We start from the raw sequence: 25462 nt of genomic DNA, 5'->3' as shown, positions 1-25462 counted from the left end.
CCGACGTGACCGTCCTCGGCTCCGGCAGTGAGGAGGTCGTGATCGCGGACGACGGCTCCTCGGCGGACGCCGAGTACGCCTTCCGCGACACCGCCGACACCGGGAGCGTCCCGGTCGTCGAAGTGACCGTCGCGGGCGTCGCCGCCGGCGAGACCGACCTCTCGCTGGAGGCGGCCGCCGGGAACGACGGCGTCATCGTCTTCGACGAGAGCGGTACCGGCTACGACGTGACCGGCACGACCGGCGCGACCCTCACCGTCGAGGGCGAGGAACCAGCCGACCCAGCGAGCTTCCAGGTGTCGAACCTACAAGCACCCGCGAGCGTCACGCAGGGTGACGCCATCGACGTCTCCGCGACCGTCACGAACGACGGCGGCGAGGCGGCGACCAAGAGCGTCGCCTTCCGGGTCGACACGGACGGCGACGGTGAGATCGCCGACGAGAGCGCGGTCGTCTCGCAGGACGTCCAACTGGACGCCGGTGCGTCCACGACCGTCACGTTCGAGGACGTCGACACGAGCGGACTCGGTCCCGGCACGCTCACCCACGGCGTGGCGACCGACGACGACAGCGCCACCGCACAGATCACGATCGAGGCACCGCCGGCGGACGCGGAGACGACGCTCAGCCTCGATCCCGAGAGCGACAGCGTCGACGTCGGTGACGAGACGACGTTCACCGTCGTCGTCGACGACGCACAGGGCGGCGTCGGCGCGGCCGAGATCGGCCTCGCGGTCGGCGATTCGAGTATCGCACAGATCACCGACGTGACCGTCCTCGGCTCCGGCAGTGAGGAGGTCGTGATCGCGGACGACGGCTCCTCGGCGGACGCCGAGTACGCCTTCCGCGACACCGCCGACACCGGGAGCGTCCCGGTCGTCGAAGTGACGGTCACAGGCCAGAGCGACGGCGAGACCGACCTCTCGCTGGAGGCGGCCGGCGACAACGAGGAGATACTCGTCTTCGACGAGAGCGGCACCGGCTACGACGTGACCGGCACGACCGGCGCGACTCTCACCGTCGAAGCGGACGACCCGACGCCGGAACCGGATCCGGCGAACTTCCAAGTGTCGAACCTCGACGCGCCCGCCACGGTGACGCAGGGCGACACGATCGACGTCTCGGCGACCGTCACGAACGACGGCGACGAGACGGCGACGAAGACCGTCGAGTTCCGCGTGGACGCGAACGGTGACGGACTCGGAGACGCCGGCGACGTGGTCCTCGGCGAGGACGTGGAACTCGCGGGCGGCGAGTCGACGACCGTCACCTTCGAGGACGTGGACACGAGCGGCCTCTCGCCGGGCACCTACACCCACGGCGTGGTGACGCCCGACGACAGCGTCACCGCACAGATTACGGTGGAAGCACCGCCCACGCCCGCGACGTTCGACGTCTCGAACCTGCAGGCACCCGCGAGCGTCACCCAGGGCGACACGATCGACGTGTCTGCCGACGTGGCGAACACGGGTGACCAGACGGCGACCAAGACTGTCGAGTTCCGTGTCGACACGGACGGCGACGGCGAGGTCGGCGACGAGAGTGCGGTCCGCTCGAAGGACGTCGAACTGGCCGCCGGCGCGTCGACGACGGTGACCTTCGCGGACGTCGACACGAGCGGACTCCCGGTCGGGACGCTCACCCACGGCGTGGTGACGCCCGACGACAGCGCCACCGCACAGCTCACCGTCGAGGCACCGCCGACGCCGGCGAACTTCGCGGTGTCCGACCTGCAGGCACCCGACAGCGCCGCCCCCGGCGACACCATCGAAGTGTCGGCCACCGTCACGAACGACGGTGAGCAGGCGGCGACGAAGACCGTCGAGTTCCGCCTCGATCTGAACGGCGACGGCGAGTTGACGGCCGACGAGACGGTCGCGACAGAGGAGGTCACCCTCGACGCGGGTGCCTCGACCAGCGTGACGTTCTCGCCGACCGTGCCGGAGGGAATCGCGCTCGGCGAGTACGCCCACGGCGTCTTCGGCGACACGAGTCAGACGGCGACGATCCGGATCGCCCCGCCGAAGCTGAACCCGCAGTTCGCGGGCCAGCCGATCGACACCGACGGTGACGGCACCTACGAGGACGTGAACGGCGACGGGACGGTCGACGAGGTCGACACCCAGGCGCTGTTCGCCAACCTCGACGACCCGATCCTCGACGAGTACGAGGCACAGTTCGACTACAACGGCAACGGCGAGTTCGACGTGGTCGACGTGCAGTTCCACTTCAGCAACGAGATCAGTGACAGCGGCGAGAGTACGGGTCTGTTCACCGACATCTCCCAGGTGATCGATCTCGTCGTGGACCTCTTCACGGGGTGGTTCTGAGATGCGTGACTCACAGCCGGGACTAGATGCACGCCCCCCGGCGGTCGGTGACGGGACGTCACCGGTAGCCGAGCGACGACAGATAGGTAACGAGTCGGTCAGCGACACGAAACAAGACATGACACACAGCGTGACACACAGGAGAGACGACAGATGATACAGACACTCACGAACCACAAACTGCTCACCGTCACGGTGGCGGTGCTCGTCGTCTTCGGCGGCGGCGTCGCGGCCGTGCCGGCGGCGGTCTTCGACGATCCCGCACAGCAGGCGGGGCCGACGACTCCCGTCGTCGTCCAGCCCGGTAGCGGGTCGGTCGACGTCGGCGACACGACGACCTTCGACGTGGTCGTCGCCGACGCGAACGGCGGCGTCGGCGCGTACAACATCACCGTCGGTCTCACCGACTCGTCGGTGGCGAGCATCACCGACGTCGAGTTCGGCGGCGATCCCGGCCTGACAGAGACACCCGTCGAGACCGGCTCCTCGGTCACGGCCCGCGCCGCGCTGGCGGACACGGCCGACACCGGGAGCGTCACGATTCTGACCGTGACCGTCGACGGCCTCGCGGACGGGACGACCGACCTGACCGTCGACGTGAACGCCCTCGGCACCGAAGAGGGGGTCAACTACGCGGTCCCGCAGGCGACCGACGGGACGCTGACGGTCGGCACCGGCGACGAGCCGCCGGCCCCGGCGAGCTTCGACGTCTCGAACCTCGACGCACCGGCGACGGCGACTGCCGGCGACGCGATCGACGTGTCGGCGGACGTGACCAACACCGGCGAACAGGCCGGCACGCAGACGGTCGAGTTCAGACTCGACCTGAACCAAGACGGTACGCTCGCCGAGGACGAGACACTGACCAGCCAGGAAGTCAGTCTCGATCCCGGCGAGACGACGACCGTCACCTTCGCCGACCTCGACACGACCGGCCTGTCCGGTGAGTACGCACACGGCGTCTTCACCGACGACGACAGCGCCACCGCGACCATCGCGGTCGAGGAGCCGGCACCGACGGCGGACGTGACCTTCGAGAACCAGACGACCGACGGGACGACCGTCGTCGTCGACTCGGTGACGATGTCCGACGGCGGCTTCGTCGCCATCCACAACAGCAGCCTGTTCGACGGGAACGTCATCGGGAGCGTCATCGGCGTCTCCGACTACCTCGCACCCGGCACGCACGAGGACGTGGAAGTGACGCTGTACGACGTCCCCGGTGCGAACTTCAACGTCGACAGCCTGCCCGCCAACGAGACGCTCGTGGCGATGCCGCACCTCGACACGAACGGTAACGAGACCTACGACTTCGTCGCCAGCGGCGGCGAGGCGGACGGTCCCTACACCGCAGACGGCGGTGCGGTGATCGACACCGCCGAGATCACGGTCGAGCAGGAGCCGGCGAACTTCGACGTCTCCAATCTCGACGCGCCCGAGTCGGTCGACGAAGGCGATCTGATCGACGTGTCGGCGGACGTGACCAACACCGGCGAACAAGCCGGCACGCAGACGGTCGAGTTCAGACTCGATCTGAACCAGGACGGCACGCTGAGCGAGGACGAGGCACTGACCAGTCAGGAACTCAGTCTCGAGCCCGGCGAGACGACGACGGTCACCTTCGAGGACCTCGACACGAGCGGGCTGGACGGCGAGTACCAGCACGGCGTCTTCACCGACGACGACAACGCGACCGCGACCATCGAGGTCGACGAGGACGACCCGGCACCGGAGCCGCCGACCGCAGACGTGACCTTCGCGGACCAGACGAGCGACGGGACGACCGTCGTCGTGGACTCGGTCACGATGTCCGAGGGTGGCTTCGTGGCGATCCACAACAGTAGCCTGTTCGACGGGAACGTGATCGGCAGTGTGATCGGCGTCTCCGACTACCTCGCGCCCGGCACGCACGAGGACGTCGAGGTGACGCTGTACGACGTGCCCGGTGCGAGCTTCAACGTCGACCGTCTCCCGGCCGACGAGGAACTCGTGGCGATGCCGCACCTCGACACCGACGGCGACGAGCAGTACGGCTTCGTGGCGACCGGCGGCGAGGTCGACGGGCCGTACACCGAGGACGGCAGTGCGGTGATCGACACCGCACAGATCACCGTCGAGGCGGACGAGGAGCCCGAGACGGTGTTCTACCAACTCGACTTCATCGGCGGCGAGCCGTACGAGGAACTCGGTCCGAACGTCGACAACGGCTTCTACGCCGACGACGACGAGGACCGACTGTTCCGCTACGCCCACGGCAACAGCGACGAGGGCATCACCTCGAAGGACACGGCCTGGCCGAGTGCGGAACTCCGACAGTGCGTGGAGTACGGCCACATCAACCAGGACGGCGACACCGCGTCGATCACGTTCACCGTGAACGAGTCCTGTGAGGACGTGACGCTCTCGCTGGCGCTCTACGAGAAGCCCGGTCCCGGCTTCGACCGCGAGGCCACCCAGACGCTCGTCGCGAGCGACTCGGGTACCTTCGACTCCGGGACCCACACGCTGACCGTGGAACTGCCCGACGGCGAGGACAGCGAGGAGTAGCTCGACGACCGCAGACGCGGCTGCGACCTTTTTTCGACGGTGCGACGGACTCCGGACGCCGAGCGACGACGCCGACCACAACCGTTAGGCCCGATTACCGCGAAGGGAGACGGACGAGGCTCAGACCGATGCCACCGGGACCGCGTCTGCACGACACGTACGTCGCCGCACTCCAGCACGATCTCGCGGCCCTCCCCGAGGGGACGACGCTCGTGGGCGTCGTCCGCCGGCCGACCGGGTGGTTCCACGCGGCCGTCGACGAGAACTACCCGGAAGTCGCGCCGCCGGACGCGCTGCTGGACGACTTCGAGGAGCAACAGGAGGCGTTCGCGATGCGGGGACTCTGCGCCGAGGAGGCACACAACGCGGCGTGGGACGCGGTCGACTTCGGAGAACGCTACCGCCGCCACCTGCAGACCGACTCGTCGGCGCGGGACGGGGTCGCAGACCTCCGCGACAGACTGCGAGCGGGCGAGTCGCTCGCGCTCGTCTGTTTCGAGAACACCGACGCGAAACGCTGTCACCGGACGATGCTACGGGAGCACCTGCTCGACACACTGGCCGACGGCGAGTGAGACGCGCCCCCCTCGTCGGCCGCGGTGCGCCCGCTCAGATCGGACTGCGTTCGGTCTCGTCGTGCCAGCCGAACAGGACGGCGAGACGGCGGAGACGGGGGGCGAGTTCGGCGGTGATCGGTTCGCTCGCTAGCACCGCGAAGCCCGCGAAGATCACCAGGAACCCGAGAGCCGTCGACGAGGAGACCGACTCACCGAGCAGTGCCGCGCCGCCGACCGTCGCCACGACGGGAACCGCGTAGAACACGAGGTTCCCGTGGATGGGGCCGACCGCGTCGAGGAGGCCGAAGTAGGCGATGTACGCGAGCGCGCCCGCGAAGACGCCGACGTAGACGAGCGAGACGATCGCGCTGGGAGCCCACGTGATCGCGGCGGCAGACTCGCCGGCCACGGCGCTCAGGCCGTGTGTCACCAGCGCGCTCACCGGGAGCGCCCACGCGGTGCGCACGGTGCTGTCGAGGGTCGTGTCGGCCGCCCGGATGAGCACGGTCCCCAGCGCACCCGTGACGGCGCCGGCGAAGACGACGCCCTTCCAGAGCGCGTCGCCGCCGAGCAGGTTCGCCGGGTCGAGGCCGACGACGAGTGCGACACCCAGGAGGCCGACGACCATCCCGACCGCGCCGCGCCCGGAGAGCCGTTCGTTCGAGAGGAACAGCATGGCGAAGACGGGCGTCAGGATCGGGTTGAGACTGAAGATGATCGCCGCCACGCCGCTGGAGACGTACTGCTGGCCGACGAACAACAGTGCGTTCGTGAGTCCGATGACGAGGACGCCCGTCGAGAGGATAGCGAGGACGTCGCCGGTCGTCCGGGGCAGCAGGTCGCTCCGGGCGGTCGTGAGGACGACGTAGCCGAGCAGGACCGCCGCCGCGACGTCGAACCGGAGCGCGACGAACAACAGCGGCGGGAAGTACGCGAGGCCGGCCTTCGCGGCGACGAAGGTCCCCCCGAGGAGGACGCTGGCCGCGACGAACAGGCCGAGACGACGACGGGTCGCCGTCACCGGGCGCGACCTCCCGACGAGACGAACCGATCGAGTGAGCGTGGACGCATTACATCCAGAGAGTGGCTTGACGGGCTTAGCTCACCTCAGAAACTCTTTCGCGGAGAGAAACCACGCCGGGTGCCGGTCGCAGTTACACGCCGTGAACGTCGTTCGCGCCGTGAAAGTGACGGCTCGACAGCGAGGCGGGTGACACGACAGCACAGGGTGGCAACGCGGAGCAGAGAGGGACGAACGAGAGGGATCGATCAGAGTCCGGAGGGAGCCCGATTGGGGAGCGACCGAGTGTCGCTCCGTGGCTCGAAAGCGGTATGAGGCAGGCAGGCGCAGGAGGGGTATGGAGTCGGCCCTCGAAGAGATCGAGTTCCTCGCGCTCTCGCCGAACCGCGTCGAGACGCTCAGACTCCTCGCCGAGTCCGCACACACGCGGAGAGAACTCGTCGAGGCGACCGGTGCCTCACAGCCGACGCTCGGGCGCATCCTCTCCGATTTCGAGGAGCGGTCGTGGGTCGAACGGGACGGGAGCGACTACCGGGCGACCGTCACGGGACGGCTGGTCTCTCGGGGCTTCGACGACCTGCTGGACGTGTTGGCCGCGGACACCGACCTCCGCCCGGTGGTCGAGTGGCTTCCCGGCGACGCGATCACCTTCGACCTGCGGCATCTCACCGACGCGACGATCACGACACCGAGTCGGGTCCGACCGAACGCGCCGGTCCAGCGGGCGGTCGACCTGCTCTCGGACGCCGAGCGAGTCCGTGTGGTCTCCTACGCGCTGAACGAACAGAGTCTCGACGTGATCGCCGACCGGACGGCCGCCGGCGAGCAGACCTTCGAGGGCGTCGTCTCGGCGGCGGCGGTCGACGCCCTCGCGGACGACTCGCAGTTGCGCGGCCGTCTGCGGGACCTCCTCGGTGCACAGGGAGCCGAGATGCGGGTCGTCGACGACCCGATCCCGGTCGCGGCCACGGTCGCCGACGACGTGGTCCACCTCTTCTTGCGCGACGACGCCGGTATCCTCCGCGCCTCACTGGACGTGGCGAGTCCGGCGGTGCGAACGTGGGCCGACGACCTGTTCGATCGCTACTGGGCCGACGCCGACCCCCTCACCGTCGATCAGGTGTGAGTCTCGGTGCGCCGAGGTCGCCGGTCGTCGACTCGCCGCCTGCCGATTCGCCACTCTCCGACTCGCCCACATTCGCGGCGCTCGTCACAGCCGACGCCTCACCGCCAACTCGTCCAGCCGCCGTCGACGACCAGCGACTCGCCGGTGACGTAGCTCGCGAGGTCGCTGGCGAGGAAGGTCACCGCGCCGGCCACGTCCGACGGCTGGCCGTACCTGCCGAGCGGGACCATCTGCGTGAACTGCTCGGCCTGCTCCTGTGCCGCCTCCGGGTCGTCGGGTTGCCCGCCGATCATCGTCTGGATGCCGCCGGGGTGGACCGCGTTGACGCGCACACCGTGGGGGCCGAGTTTGTGCGCCAGCGAGTAGGTGAGCGTCGTGAGTCCGCCCTTCGAGGCGGAGTAGGTCGGCCAGTCGCCGTTGCCGAACAGGCCCGCGATGCTGGAGATGTTGACGATGGCACCGCCGCCGTTCTCGACGAGACGCTCGCCCGCGACCTGTGACCCGACGTACGCGCCCGTGAGGTTGATGTCGAGCATCTCCCGGAACTCCGATTCGGTCACGTCGAAGAAGTCCTCGGCGTGCCAGATGCCGGCGTTGTTGACCAGCACGTCGATGCCGCCGAACTCCTCGCAGGCGTCGACGGCGGCTTCGAGGTCCTCTCGCTTCGTCACGTCGCAGTGACTGAAGACCGCCGCAGTGTCGGTCTCGGACTCGATCAGTTCGTGTGTCGGGTCGCCCTCCTCTTTCGGCGCTTCCCGGACGTCGGCGACGACCACCGCCGCCGCACCGTGGTCGGCGAAGGAACGCGCGATACCGCGACCGATACCGGAACTGCCGCCGGTGACGACCGCCGTCTGTCCGTCGAGTAGTGTCACGAGTGAGTCACCGCCGGTGACGGACGGCCCCCGTCGGCTTGAAACCATATTGACGTGTCAGTTACCGGAGCGCATCTGGAGAGTCACCGGGACGTACCTCGCAACGACGTGGGAGGAACTCGTCCGGTCGGGGGGCCAGACTGCGACTCAGTCCTGCCCGCCACTCGGCACCGCCGTCTCGGCGGACTCGACACGACTCGTCACTGGATCGCCCTCGGCGACCGGTCGCGGGGGTGTCTCGCCGACGAACCGGAGCGCGAAGACGAGACCGGCACCGACCAGCACGAGTCCGCCGGCCACGCCGAACGCGACCGTGTACCCGAACGTCGCGGCCCAGCCACCGAGGATGCCCCCGACGCCGCCGGCGACCGCCCCCAGCGCGGTGTGGACGCCCAGCACCTCACCGCGAACGCTCGGTGGCGCGAGGCGCGTGACGATCGCGGTCCCGACGACCGCGATGATCGCCCACGTCGCGCCGATGGCCGCGAGGCCGACGCCCGCGACACCCAACTCGACCGTCACCACACCGATACCGCCGACGAGTGCGACTGCCGGAAACAGCAGACCGCGCACGGCGAGCGCGCCGGACTGGAGCAGTCGCACGTCGATCCTGCTCGCGAGTCGTCCGGCACCCTCGTACAGCACCGCCGACGCGACACTGGACGCGAGATACAGCGCGAAGATCTGACCCGAGTCGAACTCGATCCCGGTGAAGAAGAGCGGGAGGGGTGCCCAGAAGGCGGCGAAGCCGGTGAAGAAACAGACCGCCGCGAACAGATACAGCGCGAGTGCGCGGTCGAGTCGCGCCAGCAGTCGCCGGGGGTGGATGGTCCGGGTCGTCCAGTAGAGGCGGTTCGGCGAGAACGCGAACGTCGCGCCCTTCACCCCGCGCCGGGAGTTCGACAGCGTGCGAGCGATCTTCCGGATGCGGCGCTCGCTCGTCACGTGCTGGGTCGGGTCGGGTCGCGGGAGACTCCCGACCGCACCGAGGACGCCGACGCCGGCACAGCCCGCGAGTACCCAGAACAGTGCGGGCGTGACCGCGCCCGGCGCGAGGAGGCGACTCCCGAGGAACGGCCAGACCGTCCCGAGGACGAGACCGCCGGCCCAGCCGTACCCCTGATACTTGTTCAGCCGCCCGATGCGTTCGGTCCACGCCGACTCGGGCGCGTCGTCGACGACGAGCATCGTCAACACCGGCGGGATAGAGGAGACCGTCAGCCAGAGGACGGCGTTGGCGACGATGACGGCCGTCACGCTGTCGACAAGCGGGATCGCGGCGAGAACGCCCGCGACGACGGCGAGCGTCCCGAGGACGAGCGGTCGTCGTTGGTCGACGCGGTTCCCCAGTCGGCCGAAGACGATGGCACCGGGGGCGGCGACCAGCGCGGCCGTCGCTGCCAGCACGCCGAGGTCGACCGCGGTTCCGCCCAACTGGACGACGTACAGCGGGACGAGCAGCGAGGCACCGCCGAAGGCCACCGCGCCGAGCGCCCACGAGTAGAGCCAGCGTTCGGTCACGGCTTCGACTGTGCCAGCACGTCCCAAAGATATGTCGGTTCCGAGAGGTGGGCGGCTACTCCTCGGGAGACGGCGGGAGCGTCACTTCGAACGCCGCCGCGTCAGCCTCGGCGACAGACGGAAGTCGCCGGAGTCGAACGCGGAGCAGGACGGCGACACCCGCGAGACCGAAGCCGCCCGCCGCGAGTGCCATCGTCGTCGTGGTGCCGAGCGTCTCCGCGACGACCCCACCGACCAGCGAACCGAGTGGGAGCGTCGCTCCGGAGGCAGTGCCCTTCACCGACGAGACACGAGCGAGCAGGTCACTCGGGAAGACGGTCTGGTTCAGCGTCGCGGTGAGCACGCCGTTTACCCCGGGTGGCACCCACGCGAGACCGAACAGGAGGACCGTCAGCGTCGGCGAGGGTGCGACGACGGCCGCGAGCCAACTCACCGCAGTCAGGAGGTTGCCGACGAGAGCGACCCGGCCGTAGGGCACCGCCTCGAGACGCGGTGCGAGGACCGACCCGACGAGCCGACCGACGCCGAGTGCGCCGAGGAGGAGTCCGTAGAACAGCGGGCCACCGAGCGACGCGCCGACGGCCGGCAACACCGCGAGTGTCACGCCGGTCGCCAGGTTCGCCAGCGCGGTCAGCCCCACGAGTTCGACGAAGACGCTCCCCCGGAGTGCGTCGATACCAACGCGGAGGTCGGCGCGGTAGGAGTCGAGAACCGAGACGAGAGACCTCTCGGTTCGAGTTTCGGCGTCCGCGACAGTGGAGGTGTCGGTCGCTGTGCCGGGAGCGGCGTCGCTCGTCGCCTCGGAGCGGTCACTGTCGGCGGGTGGGATGCCGATCCGGGCGAACAACAGGCCGGCGAGTCCGAAGGTACCGGCATCGACGAGGAACAGCGTCGTCGTCCCGAAGAGAGCGACGACCGCCCCGCCGAGCGCGTCGAACACCATGTCGAGGCCGAGCGTGACGGTGGCGAGCACCGCGTTGGCCCGCGAGAGCCGACCGTCGGCCACGAGTCGTGGGACGAGCGTCGCCTGCATCGGGGCCATCACGAGCGTCGCCAGGGTCAACACCGGGACGACCGCGAAGACGACGCCGACACTCGTCTGGCCCGTGACGGCCGCCAGCGGGAGGACGAGGACGACGACACCCTGCACGAGTTGGGACCCGACGAGGAGCGATCTGAGCGGGAGTCGGTCCACGACCGGCCCGGCGAGTATCTGGAGGAGCCACGGGAGCAAGAGAATCGCGCTCGTGATCCCCGTGAGAGTGGTCGAGCCGCTGAGTTCGTAGACGAGCCACAGGACGGCGACTGTGTAGAGACTGTCTCCGGCGTTCGTCACGAACTGGCCGGCGACGAACCGCCTGAAGTCGTGATTCCGCGACAGCAGGGAGAGCGATTCGCGTCCGATCACGGCGCGGCACCTCGCGTTCGGACGCGACGGGCGAGTCGAGGGCGGCCCGAGCGATGCGACTGGTGAGCGAGCGAGACGGTATCGAGTGAGCCCCGGCGAAGTACCGGTGGCTCGGGTGGTGTCTGCATCTGTGTGTTCGATTTGGGGAGTTCGGCTCTTGGGGAGCCGAGCGATAGCGGGCGCTGTCGCTATCGAACCCTGCTCGCGGCGGGCGGCGAGCGCGGATCGAACACCGATCGGCCGACAGAACGGCGAGTCATCTACGCTTCGACTGCACACGGAATCGCCCCACAGAAAGCTCTGGTGGTGGGTCGACAGAGACACCTGACAGGAGAGATTGTATCGCGGTATTCAATTTATGAGTCGATGCGATTTGTAACCCGGAGGCGGTCGGGAGTCGGGTGCGGTCACTCACGCAGACGAGTTGTCGAACCAGATGCCGGCAGCAAAAGGTCTTCCAGTACATCGAGGTGTCGGAGGCCGTAGACGAGTCTCACCTCGTCGGTCGGCAGCGTGGCGACGCAGGCCAGTCGCACGTTACCGTCGCGCACCAAGTCGTCGGGGAGGACGTGGTCGCCGGACATCGCCACGCTCCCCCGGTGACGAAGACGGCACGGTTCGAGCACACCCCACCGTTACAGGCGTGGACCACTCCAGTTCGGCCTCCGCGATCGCGGCGAGGATCGACTGATCCGGCGCGACCGAGAGGCGGTCGTGGTCCTCGATCGGCAGGTCCGCGTCGGGAGTCCGGTCGAACAGGTCCGGGTCGTCGAGGTCCCACCCCGCCTCGCGCACCGCGTCGTAGTTCGGAGGCTCGACGGTCGCGTCCGACCCCCCGCCGACCGGCGTCGTCCATGGGTTCCTCGTCGAGTCGTCGGAACCACGTCTCGATGACCGACTGGGAGTGAAATACTGCGTCGGCCAGAACCATCATTATCGTTCATCTACAACTGTGTCGTGTGCGACTTCCCGAAACCCGCGACCTGTTCGAACGGAAGTTGCAGTTTCCGGTCACCCGTGAGCGTGTCGTCGACCGGGTCGGGGAACGGCAGTTAGAGGCACCGAACGGGAGCGACACCACGGTCGGGTCGGTCCTGAACCGCTGTACGGAAGGCGAGTTCGAGTCGGCAGATGCCCTGTACGACTCTCTCGTGATGCACGTCGAGGACGGCTTCGTCGGACGGAAGAACTACGACGACCGGGGCGGACAACGGCGAGCAGACGAAGACGAGCTGTCATTCTGATCGTCGTCCTCCTGCAACCGGCCGCTGCTTTGGGACCGCTACAGTTTCTAGAATTTGTAAAACGTGTAGACAGTGCAGAAGGCCGACGCAGTGAGAAAGTTGGGCATCTGGTATCGACGACCGGCATCGTGCGCAGCGGGGACGTGCCCGATACCCATTCTCTCGACGAATTTCAGAGTTTCGAGAATTTTTGGAATTTTTAGACTGCTTGCAGTTGGTGAGTCGTCCGAACAGTTTCGACGGTGTGCACACTCTCGACCACGGGCACATCTGTCCGAGTGGACACGGCAGGTGCCGGTCGTCCCACCAATAACATCATTATCGTTCGTGTATATACACTCGTATGCGACTTCCAGAGACGCGGGATCTGTTCGTCAGGACACTGGAGTTCCCGGCCAGCGCCGAGACCGTGGTGAAGACGGTCGGCGGGGAAGCACTCGACGCACCGAACGGGACGAGCGAGACCATCGGCGAGGTGCTGGAGCGGTGTCCAGAGGAGGAGTTCTACTCGGCCGACGACCTGTACGACAGCCTCGTCATGTACGTCAGTGACGCCTTCATCGGGCGGAAGTTCTACGACGACCGGGGGAGTCAACCGGCCGACCCGGACGAGGAGGTGTCGTTCTGATGGCGGTGATACTCGTCGCGGGCGTCCCCGGCGTCGGCGTCTCGTCGATCTGTCAGGCGGCCCGGCAGTCGCTCGACGACTACGAACTCGTGAACTTCGGCGACGTGATGCTCGAACAGGCCGCGACCCACGGACTGGCGAGCGCGCGGTCCGAGTTGGCGTCGCTGACCCGGCGGGAGACGGAACGACTCCAACACCGCGCCGGCGAGTACGTCGCCGACCGCGCCGAGGAGACGAACCTGCTCGTGACCACCCACTTCGCGGTCGAGACAGACGCGGGCATCGTCCCCGGTCTCCCGGCGTCGATCCTCAGAGAGATCGATCCCGACCTGTTCGTGTTGGTCGAGAGCCCGGCGGAGACGATCCACGAGCGCCGGGCGGAGGCGACACGGGAGCACGACGGCATCTCGGTCCACCGGATCGACTTCCTGCAACAGTTGAACCGCACGGCGGCGTTCGACTACGCGGTCGCGGCGAACGCGACCGTCGAGCTGGTGGAGAACGACGAGAGCGTCGAGTCGGCGGCCGACGCACTGGTCTCGGTCGTCACTGCACGCGAGTAGCCGGGGGACTGGACGGCGAGAGACGACCGACGGCGAGTGAGTACGGGTCTGCCGGAAGCGTGTCGACGGACTCGCCGAGAGCCCGGCTACCGGAGCCCGGCGTCGAGCGTGTCGAGTGTCCGGAGCCACGACGCGACCGCCGCCTCGGCGGTTCCCTCGCGCGTGCCGCCACGGAGCACGTGCGGGTAGTACGGCTGGAGGAACCGGTGGCCGGCCTCGTCGGAGACGTAGTGGGCGACCGCCTGCTCCCGGTCTGGACCGACCTGAGTCAGCGCGATCTCGGAGAAGGTCGGCGCGTTCCACACTTCGTCGTCCCGACCGGTCAGCAGTGTGACCGGGCCGTCAACACGCTCGACCGGGATCGTGACCGACTCGGCGGCCGCCGGTTCGGTCGCCGAGACGTGCGCTACCGCGCAGGCGACCGCCGCACACGGGCGGTGCGGGTCGTCGAAGGAGCAGTCGGCCGGGTCGCAGTCGGCCTCGCCGTAGGCGGTCCAGAACGCCTCGACCGTCTCCAGCGAGACGAGGGGGTCGCCGTCGCGGGTCCACGGGACCGGCTCTCCCGGTTCGACGCCGGGTGCGATCCAGCCGGCACCGCCGTAGCCGACGACGGTCGCCGGGCCGTCACGCTCCACGGCGGTCAGCAGTGCCGGTTCGACGCCTCGAGAGACGCCGACGAGCCCGACCCCCTCGCCGGTCGTCTCGGGATGCGACTCGGTCCACGCGACGGCGCGCTCGAAGTACGACAGCGGGACGTCCCGCAACTCGTCGGGGACCGGGTCCGGGCTGCCGAAGTACCGGAGGCCGAGGGTCCAGAACCCCTGTGTCGCCAGCATCCGACAGAAGTCCTCCGGCACGACACCCGCCGAACCGTGGAGGACGACGACCGGCGGATGCGGTCCCTCGGCCGACGGTTCGTAGACGGTGCCCGCAAGATCCGAAGAGCCGACGGACCGGCCTCTCGTCGCCGGATGACGGGCCACCCGCGTCGTCGTCGCCTCGGCCGAGACGTGCCTGTCGACGTGGAGTCGAACCCGGAGGTCGACGGCCCCCCGGTCGCCGAGGGTGAACGGGCCGGTGGTCTCCTCGTCGGAGTCGAGCGTAGAGAGGATCATCCGCGACCCCGTCTCGTCGGTCCCGTCGTTCGTGCCGACGCCGGTCTCGACGCGACCCTCGGCGTCTGCGATGTACTCACGTTGCCAGCCGTAGGTGTCGAGTCCAGTGTCGGCCGGTCGAACCGAGAGTTCGACCCGCTCGCCGGGTGGGAGACCGGTCACGCGGACCGGTAGTGGCTCCGCGATTCGGGTCTCCGGCGGTACGGTGAGCGACGGTGACGGCTCCGGTGTCGGCGTCTCGGTCGAGTCGGTGATATCGGGCGGAAGCGTCTGACAGCCACTCGTGGCGACCCCGGCAGCGAGGGCCAGGTCGCGGAGAACTGCGCGTCTGCGAGGGGTTGGAGGGCCTGACACAGATCGTCTGTCACGACGTGGGGAGAAATAAGATCGGGAATCGAGCGACGGCGTCGGCCAGCGTCGGGCCAGCGGAAGGATCGATGTTCGTGGCCACAGGTGGCCCCGGAGGGTCGACTCTCGGAGGAGGGCGGTCTGTCACCCCCGTAGGTGGACGTAGTAGTTGAACACGTCCGGCGGCGTCGGTCGCTCGACGCGGACGACCTCGGGCCGAGTGTCCACGACCGAGGGGTCGGCCTCGGCGGAAAGAAAGCCCCGAAAGCCGGTGTCCGTGTCGAACAGCCGAGGCCCCCGGAGGTGGCCGCCCAGGTCGGTATCGGCGCGGTCCAGAACCACGACCGGCGGGACCGCCTCACGCAGGTCGTCGGGGTGGCCGTCCGCGACCACGCCCGAGTCGGCGACGACGACGAGTCTGTTGGCGGCCCGGAGGTCTCGCGGCGAGTGGCTGGACATGACGACGGTCCGGCCGGCGTCCGCGAGGTCATCGAGCATCGCGTGAAATCGTTCGACCGCAGTCGGGTCGAGTTCGGCGGTCGGTTCGTCGAGGACGTACAGCGGGACGTCTACCGACAGCGTGAGTGCGAGTTCGAGTTTTCGGACCATCCCGCCGGAGTAGTCGGCCACCCGGCGGTCCAGTCCGTCGAGTCGGAGTCTGTCGGCCACCGTCTCCCAGCGATCCGTGGCGGCGGGGTGGAGCGCCGTGTAGAACTCGGCGTTCTCCCGCCCCGAGAGGTCGTCCACCGCGAATCCGTCCTGGAGCGCGAACACGAGGTCGGAGCGGACGGCTTCGGGGGAGTGGCCGAACACCTCGACCGTCCCGGCAGTCGGCCTGAGACCCCCCGTCAAACAAGCCAACAAGACGGTCTTGCCGGTCCCGTTCGGACCCATCAGCACCGTCGTCTCGCCGGCGTTCAGTGTCAGGTCGAAGTCGGCGAGCACCGGTGGGTCGTCGCCGAATCGCTTCGTGAGACCGCGAACCCGCACGGCCGGGGCCGAGTCGTGGATGGCGGCGTCCGGGACCGGGTCGATGGCGTCACCGCCGTCTCCGCCGTCTTCGCCGTCGTCAGCGTCTGCTGGCGGCTCCTCGCCGGTGTCGGTCGATATCGCGTCGGTCGACGCCGAGGTGTCGATCGGCACGTCACTCACCCCCTTCGTTCTCGTAGATACGGCGGCGCATCGCCCACGACCCGACGACCGTGCCGACGACGGCGTAGATCACGAGCAGCGCGAGGGGTTGCCACCCGGACGGGAGCGCTGGTGGCGTGAGCGGCGTGCCGGATGGAGCGACCGGGACGAGGTGGACGACCGCGAGTCTGGTCGCCAGCGAGTTCGGCAGGGCGTTCACCAGCGACCCGAGCGGTCCGGGGGCGACCGCCGGGAGCAACCCGTTGTAGCCCGTCAGGAAGAACAGTGCCAGCGTCAGCATGTTCGTGACGCCGACGACGTACTCCCCGTCGTCGAGTACCGAGGCGACGACGACCGCAGTCCCCATCGCCAGCAGGCAGAACAGGACGAGCGACCCGAGGACGACCGGCACCGCGAGGGCCGACCGGACCGCGAGCGTACCGCCCGACAGAACACCGACACCGAGGACGAGACAGAACGAGACCGTCGAGAGCGCCAGTCCGCCGAGGAAGCGCCCGAACAGGTCAGCAGACGGCGAGACGGGCAACGACCGGAGTTTCCGGTACCGTCTGGCCTGCAGGTCGGCGCTCAGCGCGGTGGCGAAGACGACCAGCGAGACGCTGAAGGCACCGAAGACGCCGAAGACGACCGCGTTCGCGCCGCGCTGGACACCCCCAGAGCCGAGGAGGACGCCGAAGACGAGAAAGAAGAACACCGGCGCGGCCAGCCCCCAGATCAGCGCGGGTCGATTTCGGACCAACGCCCTGAGCGTCCGGACCGCGAAGGCCCGGACCTGCTGGAGCCACGGGACGCTCGTGATCTGTGCGGTCGCGTCGACGCTTCTCTCGCGGTGAGCGGGCGGTGGGTGCAGCGGCGAATCCGAGAGTGTGCCGGCGGAACCACCGTCGGTGCGGGGCGAGTCGACGTCTGAGTGTGTCGTGTCTCCCATGTTGTAAAGTTCGCTTTACGTAAGGCGTGCTTTACATCGTCTTAGCTATTTGGGTGAGTTCGACGTTCGCCGACGCCTTCGTCACTCGGCACGGCCCGTCACTCGCCACAGCCAGTCGTCGGCGAACGTCGAACCGTCATCCGGCCCCGACCGCCACGATGGCGAGGATGGCGACGTTGTAGAGGCCGTGGGCGACAACCGGGACGACCAGCGTGTCGCTGACCTCGTAGAGCGTCCCGAGCGCCAGCGAGACGCCGAAGACGACGCCGATGGAGACCAGCGACCCCGGACCGGTGTAGGCCGCGACGAGGTGCGGGACCGCGAAGACGACACCGCCGAGGGTGATCGCCGCGACCGGCCCGAACGCCTCGCGGAGTCGGCCCTGCACGACGCCGCGAAACAGCAGTTCCTCCCCGGGGCCGACGAACAGGAGACTCGTCACGGCTGCGACGACGAACAGACGGGGGTCCGCTGCTGCTCGGCTGGTCAGGGTGTTCTCGCCGGTCGGTAGCCCGAGTGCGCCGACGACGAGGTGGAGCACCGCACCGGCGGCGAGGACCGCGAAGAAACCCTGTACTGCGAGCCTGAGGTCACGTCGCGTCGGTCGCCGAACGCGGAGGAGCGCCCCGCCGCCGGCGCGTCGGCGGACCCGGAGGTACGCCGCCGCGACACCCCCGAATACCCCGGCGTTGACGAGCGCCGTGTCGAGGACGTGTTCGACAAGAATCGGCGCAGGCACCGGACCGACCGCGCCGAGGAACAGTTCGAGAGCGCGACCGACGAGGACCGCCACGCCGACCGCGACGGTCGCCACGAGGAGAGCGACACCGACGGCTCGCGGGGGATTCGAATACCGCGGTCCTGCGTCGTCCGCGTCGTCCGCAGGCTCAAGTCCGTCGGGGTCGTCTGCGCTATCCGCGTCGTCTGTCGTCGAGTACGTCACGGCGACCGACCGCCGGTAGTGTAACGCATGCTTTCCTGTAAAGCTCGCTTTACGCGGCTTAGCTCTTCCGGAGAACTCGGGAGCGGTCGGGAGGCCAGGCGCGGACCGAGCCGGCAGGGTCCGGACGCCTACAGGGCGTAGACGAGTCGCTCGCCGACGTCCAACCCGTTTCGCAAGGCGGCGTGGAGTCGGCCCTCACCGGCCACCCAGTCACCGACGCAGTACAGGTCGGCGTCGCGCGCCGAGTCGACCGGACCGCCAGCCACACCCCGCTGTGGAAGCGCGTAGCGCCACCCCTGGTGGTCGGTCCAGTCGGGATCGGCGAGGCGGTCGTCGCCGACGATGTCGGCAGTCTGGCGGGCGAGTGCGGCGACGTTCTCGGCCGGCGGGTCGTCGTAGTGCGCGTCGGCCCACGCGGGGCTGGCTTGCACGATCAGCAGGGTCTCGCCCTCGGGAACGTGACCGGCCTTGCACTCCTCGCGGGCGATCCAGCCCACGTCGTGGTCCTTGTCCGTGTTCACCAGCGCGTAGTACGGCACGTCGAGTTCGAAGTCCGTGTAGTGGAGGACGGCACTGTAGTTCGGGTCGTAGGTCACGTCCGCGACTGCCGACAGCAGGGCGTCACGCGTCTCGCCGGTCCACTCGGCATTACGCAGGAGATCGGCAGTCTGCGGTGCCGGCGGGTTGAGAACGAGCACGTCGAAGGGACCGTACGTCTCGCCGTCGGTGTCGACCAACGACCACTCCTCGCTTGCGTCGTCGCGTCGGATCGTCTCGACGCGGGTTCGGCGGTGGATGGTCGCGTCGGTCTCGGCGAACAGTCGCTTGGCGATCTGCGTGAGGCCGGCGTCGAAACTCCACTTGTGTTCGTCGGCGTCTCGGCCGGGTGTGACCTCGCCGTCGGCGTCGAAGGTGTAGATCGGCTCGGTCACGTCGACGAGTCCGTCGGTCCCGAGCGTCTCGCCGACCAACTCGTTCACGCGGTCGTCGTCCGACTTGAGATAGTTCGCCCCGTAGTCGTACGTCAACTCCTCGTGTCTCCGGGTGGCGGCCCGGCCGCAGAGACCGCCGGACTTCTCTAACACCGTCAGTTCCGCGTCCGGCACCGCGCCGCTGACGACGTAACTGACTGCAGCAGCACCCGCGCCGGCACCGACGACTCCGATCCGTGGCATATCCGATGCAGGGACTGCGTGATGTTAAGCGGTGTGTCCTGTGACCGCCCGGCGACTCGGGGGCGCGCTTGCCGGACACGGACACACTGTTGAGACCACGTGGAATGTTCGAGATTTTTTGAATGTGCACCCTCACAGGCAGTTCGGGACGGGCATCGCAAGTCGTCGCTTCACCCGTAGAATCGACGGACGCCGCGAGGAGGTGGTCTGTCACACTCCACACGACCCGGCTTCGCGTTCGAGAACACACGATCGTACAAATTGTAAAATTTGTACAAATTTGGAAATTCCGAGACCGTACGAGCTGGGTCGTGATAGCAGCGGAGACGAGGGTTCCAGAGAACGATATGGCAAACATACATATCTCCGCTGATGTCGTATCGGCTCGTACCTACCGACTGCGAGAAGGGGGGGTCGTCGTCGGTGACACGGGATCGCCTGTCGTGTGAGCAGTCGCGCTCGCCGGCCCGGTCGGGGGAGGAGACAATGTCGACAGACAACACCCACGCGGAGTCGCAACGACAACAAACCGTTCCACGGCGGGCCGTGCTGAAAGCGACGGCCGCGACCGGACTGTTCGCAACCGTCCCGTGGAGTGCCCGCTCCGTGCGCGCAGAGACGACAGGTCCGTCAGAGTCGAGTCTCGAGGTCCCTGCTGAGTTCAAGTGGGAGGACCCGCTCCCACGACCGGGGGTCTTCAGTCCAGTCAGTCGACAGGGCGGTGTCGAACGGTACGACATCTCGATGACCCAGTTCACGCAGGCGGTGCTTCCGACGTCGATGGGACTCGAAACGAAGCTCTGGGGCTACGGCGGGACGTATCCCGCCTCGAGTATCGTGGCACGTCCCGGTCGACCGGTCGCGGTGACGTACCGGAACCAACTCCCGACCTCACACCTGCTGAGTGTCGACCCCCGGGTCCACGGTGCCGGCGAGGACGCCCCGGAGGTTCGAACCGCGGTACACCTCCACGGCGGGGTGACGGCCCCCGAGTTCGACGGCTACCCGGACGCGTGGGTCTCGCCGGACGGAGAGACGGACCCCGACAGTCCCGTCGGTTACGAGGAGACGATGTACTACGAGAACGAGCAGGAGCCGACGACGCTGTGGTACCACGACCACGCGATCGGCATCACGCGCCTGAACGTCTACGCCGGTCTCGCGGGGTTCTACCTGCTTCGTGAGCCAGTCGAGAACAGCCTGCCGTCGGGAGACTACGAGATTCCGATTCTCCTGCAGGACCGGTCGTTCAACCCGGACGGGTCGCTGTTCTACCCCGACGGGAGCGACGACGAGTTCGAGGCGGAGTTCTTCGGCGACGTGCCGGTCGTCAACGGCAAGGCGTACCCGTATCTGGCGGTGGAACCGCGTCCGTACCGCTTCCGCATCCTCAACGGCTCGAACGGGCGCACCTTCAACCTGAAACTCTACAACGAGACCGACGACTCGGACACGAACGTTCCGTTGCTCGAACAGATCGGCGTCGATCTCGGCTTCCTCGACGACGTCGTCACCGTCGGACCCGGTGGGATGGTGCCGACGTTGCTCCTCTCGGGTGCCGAGCGTGCCGACGTGATCGTCGACTTCAGCGGGTTCGAGGGGCAGGAGTTCGTTCTCCGCAACGGCGCAGGCATCCCGTATGCCGGCGAGGAGTTCACGACGCCCGGTGAGGACCCCGACATCGAGGTCGACATGCCGGAGATGCTGAAGATCGAGGTGACGAAGGCGCTCAGCGAGGCCGACGACAGCATCCCTGCCGCGCAGTTCCTCGAGATAATCGGTCGGACGATCGACCGGTACGACTTCCACCCCCCGGTGACCACCAAGGGAGAAGACAGGAGTTTCACCCTCGACAGCACCACGCTCGAAGTGGCACCCGGAGTCGACTACGACTCTCACTTCCTGGACCTCTCGCTGTGGAGTGAGGAGGCTGCGGTGGTGACACCCACGCTCGGCACGTACGAGGACTGGGAGTTCGTCAACACGACCGGCGATTCCCACCCGATCCACCTCCATCTCGTCGACTTCGAGGTCGTCGAGCGGCGGGCCTTCACGTGGGACGACGGTACCGGCGACACCTACGCGGACGACGCGCAAGACTACATGGACGGCGTGGTCGCGACCAAGCCCGACATCGAGAGCTACATCACGAGGGGTGGGCCGAATTCGATCAGCCCGAACAATCGGAACAAGAAGGACACCGTTCTGGTCGACCCCAACGAGATCGTGACAGTGAGGGTCCCCTTCACGGGATTCGCGGGGCGGTACGTCTGGCACTGCCACATCCTCGAACACGAGGACCAGGAGATGATGCTGCCCTACGAGGTGGTCGCCCCGACCGCGTGAGCAGCACAAAAATTTTTAGAATTTGTAAACAATCTGCGCGAAGCCGCCTCGCAGTCTTCGGAATGTGTGAAATGTGTGGAATTTTTACTGCTCACTCGTCCGTCGACGTGGCAGGGCCGGTCAGGACGTCCGCCTCCACTTCGTCGTCCGAGAGGAAGGAGGCCGTCTCCGAATCAACCTCGGAGGCGCTATCGGGAACGAGACCGTCGGTCTCGCGAGGACCCGATGTCTCCGGACGGTCCTCCTCGTCGGGGTGATCGACCAACGCGGCCGCGATGTCGTCTTTGCAACGGAGCGTGTGGTACGGGCCGAACGTCATCGCCAGGAGGTGAGGACCTCACACACATAGACGTGTGGGGCACGTCGACAGGGTGAACGCTGTAGCCCCACCACGTCACTCAGGTCGGCGGTGGGCGGCCGGGGGGCCGAGCGGTCGTCGTTCAGGGTTCGAGGACGATCCGGAACCGTGCCTCGTTGGCCAGCATCCGTTGGTACGCCTCTTCGGCCTCGGCGAGCGGATACGTCTCGACGGTCGGTGTCACGTCGCGGAGCGCGCTGAAGTCGAGCGTGTCCTCCCAGTCTTTCGCGTGACCGGAACTCCAGCCGGCGACCGACCCACGAGTGCCGACGAGGTGTCCGACCTCGACCGGCACCGGTTCGCCCGGCACGCCGACCGCGACGACCGACCCGTTCCGCCCGATTCCGCCGACGACCTCGGCGATGGCGTCCTCGGCAGGCGCAGTGGCCAGGACAAGCGACGCCCCGCCCAGCGACTGGAGCGCCTCCCCGGCGTCGGTCTCGCTCGTGTCGACGAAGTGGTCGGCACCCAACTCGTGGGCCAGCGACTCCTTCTCCGGCGACCGGGAGAGCGCGACCGTCTCGAACCCCATCGCGTGGGCGTACTGGACGCCGAGGTGGCCCAGTCCACCGATCCCCTGGACCGCGACGAGATCACCGGGATCGGCGTCGGCGTTCCGGAGCGCGTTGAACGTCGTGATGCCGGCACACAGCAGGGGTGCGGCGTCGACGGCGTCGAGTTCCTCGGGGATGCGGCCGACCGCCTCCGCCGGGACGGTCGCGTACTCGGCGTACCCGCCGTCGAACGTCAGGCCCGTGATCTCGCTGTTCTCACAGCCCTGGAAGTCGCCACGGCGACAGGGGTCACAGGTGAAGCAGTGGCCACCGTGCCAGCCGACGCCGACGCGGTCGCCCACCTCCCACAGGTCCACGTCATCACCGACGGCGTCGATCCGCCCGGCGATCTCGTGGCCCGGCACGCGCGGGTAGCTCGCCGCGGGGTGGGTCCCCTCGCGGGCGTAGGCGTCGCTGTGACAGATGCCGCACGCCTCGACCGCGACACGCACCTCGTCTCCGGCCGGTTCCGGAACCGGTAGTTCGACCGCCTCGAACGGTTCGCCGCCGGCCGGCACCTGCATCGCTCGCATCGTGTCGTCTGTGGACATATCTCTACGGTACGGTCGGCGACTACATCAGTTCGTATCAGGACCACGCACGTCGCCGGTGCCGTCACTGGTTTACGGCGTGAGTCGGATCGGTGCCAGCCAGTGGAGGTCGGGGAGTGTTCGGCGTCCGACGAGATCGGGGAACGTCGTAGTGAGGTCGACCCGACCACTCAAATCCCCGGCCGTCGAACGAACCGAGCGAATGACAGTGAGTCGTGTCGGTACCGACCGGAGGGAGCCGTGGTAGCCGATCAGTTCACGAGTCTGTTCGGGACCGACCCGGTGATCCACGGCTTGATCGGGGGACTCGTCATCGCGGGGCTGAATCTGCTCGGCGCGTCACTCGTCTTTCTGTGGCGAGACCCGTCACAGCGGGCGATGGACGGCGCACTGGGCTTCGCAGCCGGGGTGATGCTCGCGGCGGCGTTCACGAGTCTCATCATCCCCGGGGTCGAGACCTACTCGAACGGGAACCCGCTCCCGGTGCTGGCGGGCATCGCACTCGGGGCACTCTTTCTGGATCGGTCGGACGCGATCGTCCCGCACGCCCACTACCTCGTGACCGGGCGACGCCGGAGCGACGCCGCGAACCCGAGCGACGAACTCCCGGTCTCGGACGAGAAGTTGGCAGGAGTCGTGTTGTTCGTCCTCGCCATCACGCTCCACAACATGCCCGAGGGCCTCGCGGTCGGCGTCGGCTTCGGGTCGGGGGACCTCTCGACGGCGATCCCGCTGATGCTCGCCATCGGTATCCAGAACATCCCGGAGGGACTCGCGGTCTCCGTGGCGGCGATCAACGCCGGCCTCGACCGCCGGTTCTACGCCGTCTTCGCAGGGGTACGGTCGGGGGTAGTCGAGATTCCACTGGCGGTGCTCGGTGCCTACGCGGTCCAGACCGTCTCGACACTCCTCCCCTACGCGATGGGCTTTGCGGCCGGGGCGATGCTGTTCGTCATCTCCGACGAGATCGTGCCCGAGACCCACGTCCACGGCCACGAGCGGATCGCCACGCTGGGCACGATGCTCGGTGTCGTGGTCATGCTGTATCTGGACATCTCGCTCGGGTGAAGTCTGGACTGAGGAGTCGCACTGTGTGAAAATTGTGAAAATTCTCGGGCTGACGGGTGCTTCTCGTCGGATGAGGTCGATCGGCCTCAGTTCGTCCGGATGCCGAGCACCGAGTAGAGCCCACAGGTTCCGGTGAGGCCCGTCACCAGCAGGATCACCGCGACGATGCCGAGGATCGGCGAGAGGATCGCCGGGCCGCCGACCGTCCCGGCGAGGACGAGCAGCGAAACGATCCCGAGGATCGCTCCGAGTCCGACGCGCGCGATACTGTCCACCTGTCCGACGTTCTTCTCCATACTCCCAATATGGTGCGATACGTACAAGACACTTGTGGTGGACTCGGCAGTCACCGCTCGCCGAACCGTCGTCAGAGAGACAGGGCGTCGGCGTCGTCACCGGTCGTCCGTCGGCGTGTCGGCGGCGGTGGGGACCCCCGCGGTCGCAGTACGCCCCACCCCTCCCCGACTGCCGGCGGCCCGGCCTGCGGGCAGGACCTCGCCGTCGCTCGGACACTGCCCGGTGCCGGTCGCCAGCAGATCGCGTCCGATACGGGGTCCGGGGTATCGGCCCCCGGGACCGACCGGCGAGCCACCTTCAGAGATCGACCCGCGAATCGTCGACGGGAGGCGACCGCGGAAGTCGTCGTCTGCGGTCGGACTGTCGAGTCCAGCAGTCGTCCCGAGAGTCGACGCGAGGAGTCGACAGTGGCTCGTTCTCAGGAAGATAGAATCGAGAGGGGTTTATACCATACTCCGGTGCGTCAGATGGAGGTGAGAACCAATGACACTTCGACGATCCACCCCACGAGTCCAGTTCGACCCACTCCGCGTCGTCATGAGCGTGTACGGCCTGGTCGCACTCCTGCTGATCGGCGTCGCGGGGTACGCCCTCGCCACCCAGACCGTCGTCGGTTCCATCGTCGGCTCTGTCGTCACGCTCACGCCGACGTTCCTCGCCGCGACCGCGATGGGCCTCCTGCTCGTCGCCACGTTCTTCGCGGTCCGCCGGTTCGAGCCGACGCCCGGTCGATAACCGACCTGTTTCTCCACGAGTTCCGACGACGAGAACTCGGTGACTCCGGCCCACGGACTCGGGTCGCAGCGG

23 protein-coding genes are annotated in these 25462 nt (G+C 67.9%); 10 read left to right on the top strand and 13 right to left on the bottom strand.

The features are described 5' to 3' along the window. From LI337_RS18580 to LI337_RS18570, 3 genes are all read left to right on the top strand, one after another. The coding region (locus tag LI337_RS18580) for a CARDB domain-containing protein (RefSeq protein ID WP_303645295.1) at positions 1-2330 on the top strand (2330 nt) is incomplete at its 5' end. 153 nt (positions 2331-2483) lie between these two features. Continuing rightward, complete coding sequence (locus LI337_RS18575) at positions 2484-4877, top strand: DUF7282 domain-containing protein (RefSeq protein WP_227231419.1); 2394 nt, start codon at positions 2484-2486, stop codon at positions 4875-4877. A 128-nt stretch (positions 4878-5005) separates the two neighbouring features. Further along, complete coding sequence (locus LI337_RS18570; protein ID WP_227231418.1) at positions 5006-5452, top strand: DUF488 family protein, N3 subclade; 447 nt, start codon at positions 5006-5008, stop codon at positions 5450-5452. A gap of 34 nt (positions 5453-5486) precedes the next feature. Here LI337_RS18570 and LI337_RS18565 read toward each other — a convergent pair whose 3' ends face one another. Next, positions 5487-6455: a DMT family transporter gene (locus LI337_RS18565; protein ID WP_227231417.1), complete on the bottom strand. Its 969-nt coding sequence runs from the start codon at positions 6453-6455 to the stop codon at positions 5487-5489. 337 nt (positions 6456-6792) lie between these two features. On the opposite strand from LI337_RS18565, the gene LI337_RS18560 reads away from it, so the two are divergent. Next, positions 6793-7581 carry a helix-turn-helix transcriptional regulator gene (locus LI337_RS18560; RefSeq protein ID WP_227231416.1) on the top strand — a complete coding sequence of 263 codons (789 nt, stop codon included), beginning with the start codon at positions 6793-6795 and terminating at the stop codon, positions 7579-7581. 98 nt (positions 7582-7679) lie between these two features. On the opposite strand, the gene LI337_RS18555 is transcribed toward LI337_RS18560, so the two are convergent. The 4 genes from LI337_RS18555 to LI337_RS18540 all read right to left on the bottom strand — a co-directional run bounded on the left by LI337_RS18555 (position 7680) and on the right by LI337_RS18540 (position 11969). Further along, positions 7680-8456, bottom strand: a complete 777-nt coding sequence (locus LI337_RS18555; protein ID WP_227231415.1) for an SDR family NAD(P)-dependent oxidoreductase — start codon at positions 8454-8456, stop codon at positions 7680-7682. Positions 8457-8603: 147 nt separating this feature from the next. Beyond that, on the bottom strand, positions 8604-9977 hold the full coding sequence (locus LI337_RS18550) for an MFS transporter (protein WP_227231414.1): 1374 nt from the start codon (positions 9975-9977) through the stop codon (positions 8604-8606). 55 nt (positions 9978-10032) lie between these two features. Then, a complete protein-coding gene (locus LI337_RS18545; protein ID WP_227231413.1) occupies positions 10033-11385 on the bottom strand; it encodes an MFS transporter in 1353 nt (450 codons plus the stop codon). Positions 11386-11792: 407 nt separating this feature from the next. After that, entirely contained in the window at positions 11793-11969 is a 177-nt protein-coding gene (locus LI337_RS18540) for a hypothetical protein (protein WP_227231412.1), read from the bottom strand. Between the two features lie 375 nt (positions 11970-12344). Here LI337_RS18540 and LI337_RS18535 point away from each other — a divergent pair, with 375 nt between their 5' ends. From LI337_RS18535 to LI337_RS18525, 3 genes are all read left to right on the top strand, one after another. After that, on the top strand, positions 12345-12629 hold the full coding sequence (locus LI337_RS18535) for a DUF5789 family protein (RefSeq protein ID WP_227231411.1): 285 nt from the start codon (positions 12345-12347) through the stop codon (positions 12627-12629). Between the two features lie 343 nt (positions 12630-12972). Beyond that, a complete protein-coding gene (locus LI337_RS18530; RefSeq protein ID WP_227231410.1) occupies positions 12973-13257 on the top strand; it encodes a DUF5789 family protein in 285 nt (94 codons plus the stop codon). Beyond that, on the top strand, positions 13257-13820 hold the full coding sequence (locus LI337_RS18525; RefSeq protein ID WP_227231409.1) for an adenylate kinase: 564 nt from the start codon (positions 13257-13259) through the stop codon (positions 13818-13820). The genes LI337_RS18530 and LI337_RS18525 overlap by 1 nt, the downstream gene beginning before the upstream one ends. 86 nt (positions 13821-13906) lie before the next feature. Here the strand turns inward: LI337_RS18525 and LI337_RS20255 are convergent, their stop codons facing one another. The 5 genes from LI337_RS20255 to LI337_RS18500 all read right to left on the bottom strand — a co-directional run bounded on the left by LI337_RS20255 (position 13907) and on the right by LI337_RS18500 (position 19481). Then, positions 13907-15097, bottom strand: a complete 1191-nt coding sequence (locus LI337_RS20255; protein ID WP_227231408.1) for an acyl-CoA thioester hydrolase/BAAT C-terminal domain-containing protein — start codon at positions 15095-15097, stop codon at positions 13907-13909. Positions 15098-15427: 330 nt separating this feature from the next. Continuing rightward, positions 15428-16435 (bottom strand): ABC transporter ATP-binding protein, encoded by a 1008-nt coding sequence (locus LI337_RS18515; protein WP_227231407.1) that lies wholly within the window; start codon positions 16433-16435, stop codon positions 15428-15430. Continuing rightward, positions 16428-17363: an ABC transporter permease gene (locus tag LI337_RS18510; protein ID WP_227231406.1), complete on the bottom strand. Its 936-nt coding sequence runs from the start codon at positions 17361-17363 to the stop codon at positions 16428-16430. Before LI337_RS18510 ends, LI337_RS18515 begins: the two co-directional genes overlap by 8 nt. A 136-nt stretch (positions 17364-17499) precedes the next feature. After that, positions 17500-18306 (bottom strand): CPBP family intramembrane glutamic endopeptidase, encoded by an 807-nt coding sequence (locus LI337_RS20250; RefSeq protein ID WP_227231405.1) that lies wholly within the window; start codon positions 18304-18306, stop codon positions 17500-17502. A gap of 128 nt (positions 18307-18434) precedes the next feature. Further along, the gene (locus LI337_RS18500) at positions 18435-19481 is read right to left on the bottom strand and encodes an NAD(P)/FAD-dependent oxidoreductase (RefSeq protein ID WP_227231404.1); all 1047 of its coding nucleotides are present in this window, start codon (positions 19479-19481) and stop codon (positions 18435-18437) included. A 486-nt stretch (positions 19482-19967) separates the two neighbouring features. Here LI337_RS18500 and LI337_RS18495 point away from each other — a divergent pair, with 486 nt between their 5' ends. Next, entirely contained in the window at positions 19968-21827 is a 1860-nt protein-coding gene (locus LI337_RS18495) for a multicopper oxidase family protein (RefSeq protein WP_227231403.1), read from the top strand. Between the two features lie 91 nt (positions 21828-21918). Here LI337_RS18495 and LI337_RS18490 read toward each other — a convergent pair whose 3' ends face one another. Beyond that, positions 21919-22146 (bottom strand): hypothetical protein, encoded by a 228-nt coding sequence (locus LI337_RS18490; protein WP_227231402.1) that lies wholly within the window; start codon positions 22144-22146, stop codon positions 21919-21921. A 121-nt stretch (positions 22147-22267) separates the two neighbouring features. Then, positions 22268-23272 (bottom strand): alcohol dehydrogenase, encoded by a 1005-nt coding sequence (locus LI337_RS18485; protein WP_227231426.1) that lies wholly within the window; start codon positions 23270-23272, stop codon positions 22268-22270. 258 nt (positions 23273-23530) lie between these two features. Between LI337_RS18485 and LI337_RS18480 the strand changes: the two genes are divergently transcribed. Then, positions 23531-24358, top strand: coding sequence for a ZIP family metal transporter (locus tag LI337_RS18480; protein WP_227231401.1), 828 nt, complete (start codon positions 23531-23533; stop codon positions 24356-24358). Between the two features lie 86 nt (positions 24359-24444). Here LI337_RS18480 and LI337_RS18475 read toward each other — a convergent pair whose 3' ends face one another. Then, the gene (locus tag LI337_RS18475; RefSeq protein WP_227231400.1) at positions 24445-24654 is read right to left on the bottom strand and encodes a YgaP family membrane protein; all 210 of its coding nucleotides are present in this window, start codon (positions 24652-24654) and stop codon (positions 24445-24447) included. 484 nt (positions 24655-25138) lie between these two features. Between LI337_RS18475 and LI337_RS18470 the strand changes: the two genes are divergently transcribed. Continuing rightward, positions 25139-25390, top strand: a complete 252-nt coding sequence (locus LI337_RS18470; protein ID WP_227231399.1) for a hypothetical protein — start codon at positions 25139-25141, stop codon at positions 25388-25390. Positions 25391-25462: the final 72 nt, after the last annotated feature.

The organism is Salinirubrum litoreum (assembly GCF_020567425.1).
In the GTDB taxonomy this organism is placed as follows: Archaea; Halobacteriota; Halobacteria; order Halobacteriales; family Haloferacaceae; genus Salinirubrum; species Salinirubrum litoreum.
Note: the sequence above shows the minus strand (reverse complement) of the source record. Positions and strands in the feature narration are given on the sequence as shown.